The organism is Thomasclavelia sp. (genome assembly GCF_017889095.1).
Lineage (GTDB): Bacteria > Bacillota_I > Bacilli_A > Erysipelotrichales > Coprobacillaceae > Thomasclavelia.
The window spans coordinates 1-5000 of the sequence record NZ_JAGHEW010000115.1; the positions used below are offsets into that span (position 1 = coordinate 1).

The following is a 5000-nucleotide window of genomic DNA, read 5'->3' on the forward strand; positions in this document are numbered from 1 at the left end:
ATAATATAGATTCCGTTTCTAGATGTAAAAATGTATGGAGCCATTTTAGGATTCCATCTTTTTGTTTGATGTCCGAAATGAACACCAACTTCTAATAATTTTTTCATTGAAATTACTGACATGTAACTTCTTCCTCCTTTTTGTTTTTTCCTCCATTATTTCGAACATTTATCACCAATTGGCACTAGATAAATGAATTCATAATGTGTGTATTTTTCATACGCAAGTTATTCTACCACAAAAATTTAACTCTTACAAGCATATTGTGATTAAAAAATTACGATTTATTCACTATTTCGTGGATGCGCTTTTTGATAAACTTCTTTTAAATGTTCTTTAGAAATATGTGTATAAATCTGGGTAGTTGACAGATTTTCATGTCCCAATAACTCCTGAACTGTTCGAATATCAGCCCCAGCATCCAATAAATGGGTCGCAAAAGAGTGGCGAATTGTATGAGGATGAATTTTTTTAGTCGGATCATAATTTTTCATTAAACGATCAACAATATTTTCTACCCCACGATTAGTTAATGGTTTACCAAATTTATTGACAAAGACAAAATTATGCCCCTCTGTTTTTGTCATCAGATTCACTCTGGCTTCATTGATATATAAAACCAGCCAAGAACAAGCCTCTTGATTAAAAGGAACATAACGATCTTTATTTCCCTTACCATGAACTAAAACAATCATTTGATTCAAATCCAGATTACTGATTTGTAAATTGACTACTTCATAGCATCTAAGTCCGGAAGCATACATTAGTTCTAACATCGCTTTATTCCGGATTCCTAAATCATTACTTGTATCAATACTGTCAAGAAACTCGATCATTTCTTCTAAAAATAAAAAATCTGGGTTCCGTTTAGCTACTTTTTGTGATTCAATTAATAAAAAAGGATTATCATCAATTAATTCTTCTTTTAACAAGTAATTATAGAAGCTTCTCAAGGCACTTAATTTATGATTAATTGAAGATTTAGCTAAATTTTGTTCATGCAATTTAGTTAAATAACCCCTTAATAAATTATAAGTTACTTCTTGATAACTAGAAATCATTTCCTGATTTAAATAATTTTTAAAATGATCGATTTCTCGTCGATATGATTCTAAGGTTTTATTAGAATATCGTCTTTGATAATTTAGATAATCTAAAAAATCTTGTTCTAATTTATCCAAGCTGGTTATCATCAATGAATTTCTCCATGATTTCTAAAGCTCTTTTCGCATAAGCTTCTTTTCTTTCTTTCTTTTTCACTTTGATCGTTAATTCAGGCAAGATCCCAAAATTAGCTTTCATCGGCTGAAAATCAGTTTTTGAAGCATTAGTAATATAATTAGCTAAAGCTCCCATAACTGTTTCTTTAGGGAAAGTGATTGCTTCTTGATTTTCTAACAATCTTGCCATATTTATCCCTGCCATCATTCCACTTTGGGCCGATTCAACATAACCTTCAACCCCAGTAATTTGACCAGCAATAAATGTTTCTGGCGCATCTTTTAACTGATAAGTTGGTAATAAATACTTAGGCGAACAAATATAGCTATTACGATGCATAACGCCATAACGAACAAACTGTGCATTTTCTAATCCGGGGATCATTTGAATAATTCTTTTTTGTTCCGGCCAGGTTAAATGAGTCTGGAATCCAACAATGTTATATAAACTAGCTTGAACATTATCTTGTCTAAGCTGAACTACAGCATAAGGACGTAAGCCGTCAGGTTTATTTAAGCCTACCGGTTTCATTGGTCCAAATAATAATGTTTGTTTGCCCCGACGTGCCATTTCTTCAAATGGCATACAGCCTTCAAAAAACTTTTCTTCAAAATCTTTAGGTTTAACAACCTTGGCATTAATCAAATTTTCATAAAAATCATTAAACTGTTCTTCATTTAAAGGACAGTTAATATATTCATTATCACCTTTATCATAGCGTGATTTATAATATGCAACATCAAAATTAATGCTTTCTTTAGTAATGATTGGGGCTGCAGCATCAAAAAAATAAAAATATTCTTCCCCTAATTTTTCTTTAATAGCTTTTGCTAGCGAATCACTAGTAAGGGGTCCTGAAGCAATAATCGTTGGACCATCTAATATTTCTGTTACCTCTTCATGAATTAATTCAATTAACGGATGATTACTAATATAGTTAGTAATTGCAGCTGAAAAATTTTCACGATCTACTGCCAAAGCACCACCTGCAGGAACTTGATGTTTTCTAGCGTATTTAATTACGATACTATCAAGCATTTCCATTTCTTTTTTTAAAACCCCAACGGCATTATTCAATCCATCAGCTCTAAGTGAATTAGAACATACTAGTTCTGCAAATTTATCACTATGATGAACTGGTGTCATTTGGTTAGGACGCATTTCATATAAACGAACCTTAATTCCTCTTTTGACCAACTGATGACAGGCTTCAACTCCAGCCAACCCGGCACCAATTACATTAACGATTTTTTCCATTTTTTCACCTCTATTTAATAAAGAAATAAAAGTAGAACCACTGTTCTACTTTATAATTGTCTTACATTTAGGATAATTAGAGCAAGCTTTAAATTCACCCCAACGTCCTTGTTTAATAACTACCGGCGAACCACAGTTAGGACATACTTCATCAGTCATAACCGGTTCTTTCTTTTTCGAATTTTTAATATACTTACACTCCGGATAATTAGAGCAGGCTTCAAAGCGTCCAAAGCGACCATTTTTAAAGACCATTTTACCACCGCATTTAGGGCACTCTTCACCGGTATATTCTAATTTAACCGGATCTTTTTTAATGTATTTACATTCTGGATAATTTTCACAAGCAACAAATGTACCGAAACGTCCTTTGCGTTCAACCAGATCATGACCACACTCTGGACATTTTTCTCCCGTTTTTTTAGGAGCAATTACTTCCATTTTATCATACGCTTCATCTAATAATGGCTGGAATTTATCCAAGAAAGTACTTAAAGCATGAACATAATCATCTTCTCCTTCGGCAATATCATCAAGTTCATGTTCCATCTTAGCTGTATATTCAACATTAATGATATCATCAAAATACTGAGTTAAACGATCACTAGTAAGAATTCCTGATTCAGTCGGTTTAAAAGCACGATCTACTAATTCAACATAACCGCGAGTTTGAATTGTATCAATGATCAAGGCATAAGTACTTGGCCGACCAATTCCTAATTCTTCCATTTCTCGAATCAATCTAGCTTCACTATATCTTGCTGGCGGTTTAGTGAAATGCTGAGTTTTTTCAATCTTTTTACTTTCTAACATTTCTTTGTCTTTTAATTCAGGCAGAATTTCATTTGTCTGTTTTTCATAATCACCATAAACACGTAAATAACCATCAAATTTAATTACTGATCCACTAGTCTTGAATTCATATCCATTATTTAATAACACTACTGAAGTAGCATCAAATTTAGCTGGTGCCATAATTGAAGCCATCGCCCGAGCATAAATTAATGAATATAATTTTAATTCGTCTTTACTTAAATATTTTTTAATACTTTCTGGTGTCCTTAAAGCACTAGTAGGACGAATCCCTTCATGGGCATCTTGAACATTTTCTTTTTTCTTGCTGGTCTTAACACGGCCAAGATAATCTTTACCATATTTTTCTTCAATATAGTCTTTAGCCGAACTTACAAAAACATCAGAAAGTCTTGTTGAATCAGTACGCATATAAGTAATCAAACCAACTGTTTCATCTTCTAAAGCAATCCCTTCATATAGTTTTTGAGCAATCATCATTGTTTTTCTTGCTTTAAAACCTAATTTAGAAGAAGCTTCCTGCTGTAAAGTTGAAGTAATAAATGGTGGTTTTGATTCTCTTTTTTTCGTTGTCTTTTTAACACTGCCAACTTCAAATTCTTTATTTAAAGCACTATAAACTTCATTAGCTTGTTCTTCGTTTTTGATTTCAATTTTTTTGTTACAATATTTTGCCAGTTCGGCAGTAAATTCAATTTGATCTTTTTCAAATTCTGCTTTTACTTTCCAGTATTCTTCTGGAACAAAAGCTTCAATTTCGCGTTCTCTTTCAACAATTAATCTTAATGCTACCGATTGTACTCTACCCGCACTTTTAGATTTAATTTTCTTTTGTAACAGTTTAGATAATTTAAAACCGATGATACGATCTAATACTCGTCTAGTTTCTTGAGATTTAACTAAATTTTGATCAATCTTACGGGGATGATTTAAAGCATCAACGACTGCATCTTTAGTAACCTCATTAAACACGACCCGATTTTCTTTATCCATATCAACATTTAAAACCTGAGCCAAGTGCCAAGAAATAGCTTCACCTTCGCGATCAGGGTCGGTTGCTAAATAAACATCATCAGCTTTTTTTACTAACTGTTTCAATTCTTTAACAACTTCTTTTTTGTCTTTATTTATAACATATTTAGGTTGAAAGTTATTTTCAACATCAATACCTAATCCTTCTTTACCTGAAGTAGCCAAATCGCGGACATGTCCTTTTGAAGAAGTAACTACATAGTCACTTCCTAAATACTTTTCAATTGTTTTTGACTTGGACGGCGATTCGACAATGACTAATTTTTTACTCATTTTATTCCCTCCACGTGATTAACACAATTATTATTGGTTTTTTTAGATTTGTCAATATTTAATTTTAAAAACATTCTATCCACTTATAATATCCTGGACATTCATTACTAATTTTGCGCCCTGCTGGATCAAAAAATTACAGCCACGAGCATCATCGATGCGACTTGGAATGGCAAAAATATCTTTACCTTGATCTAAAGCATGACCAACAGTGATCATCGTCCCGCTTTTTTGGTTTGCTTCAATTACTAATATAGATTCACTTAATCCTGAAATTATGCGATTTCGTCTAGGAAAATTTTCCTTTCTAGGGACTAACACTCCTGGGTATTCACTTAAAACAAGCTGATTTTTGATTAAATTCTCATATAATTTTAGATTTGAACCAGGATAGCAATAATCAA

General features: G+C 32.4%; 5 protein-coding genes. All 5 read right to left on the bottom strand.

Features of this window, described 5'->3' with window-relative positions; translation table 11 throughout:
* Positions 1-122: 30S ribosomal protein S2 (locus J7M77_RS05145; protein ID WP_296876695.1), on the bottom strand; the 122-nt coding region annotated here is incomplete at its 3' end.
* A gap of 162 nt (positions 123-284) precedes the next feature.
* Positions 285-1193: a tyrosine recombinase XerC gene (gene xerC / locus J7M77_RS05150; RefSeq protein ID WP_296876687.1), complete on the bottom strand. Its 909-nt coding sequence runs from the start codon at positions 1191-1193 to the stop codon at positions 285-287.
* A complete protein-coding gene (trmFO, locus tag J7M77_RS05155; RefSeq protein WP_296876689.1) occupies positions 1174-2478 on the bottom strand; it encodes a methylenetetrahydrofolate--tRNA-(uracil(54)-C(5))-methyltransferase (FADH(2)-oxidizing) TrmFO in 1305 nt (434 codons plus the stop codon). Before trmFO ends, xerC begins: the two co-directional genes overlap by 20 nt.
* Before the next feature lie 45 nt (positions 2479-2523).
* Positions 2524-4596: a type I DNA topoisomerase gene (gene topA, locus J7M77_RS05160; RefSeq protein ID WP_296876691.1), complete on the bottom strand. Its 2073-nt coding sequence runs from the start codon at positions 4594-4596 to the stop codon at positions 2524-2526.
* Positions 4597-4671: 75 nt separating this feature from the next.
* Positions 4672-5000: DNA-processing protein DprA (locus tag J7M77_RS05165; RefSeq protein ID WP_296876693.1), on the bottom strand; the 329-nt coding region annotated here is incomplete at its 5' end.

Excerpts from the sequence above, each read along its gene's own strand:
- xerC (WP_296876687.1), bottom strand. The coding sequence starts at position 1,193 with ATGATAACCAGCTTGGATAAATTAGAACAAGATTTTTTAGATTATCTA.
- trmFO (WP_296876689.1), bottom strand. The coding sequence starts at position 2,478 with ATGGAAAAAATCGTTAATGTAATTGGTGCCGGGTTGGCTGGAGTTGAA.
- topA (WP_296876691.1), bottom strand. The coding sequence starts at position 4,596 with ATGAGTAAAAAATTAGTCATTGTCGAATCGCCGTCCAAGTCAAAAACA.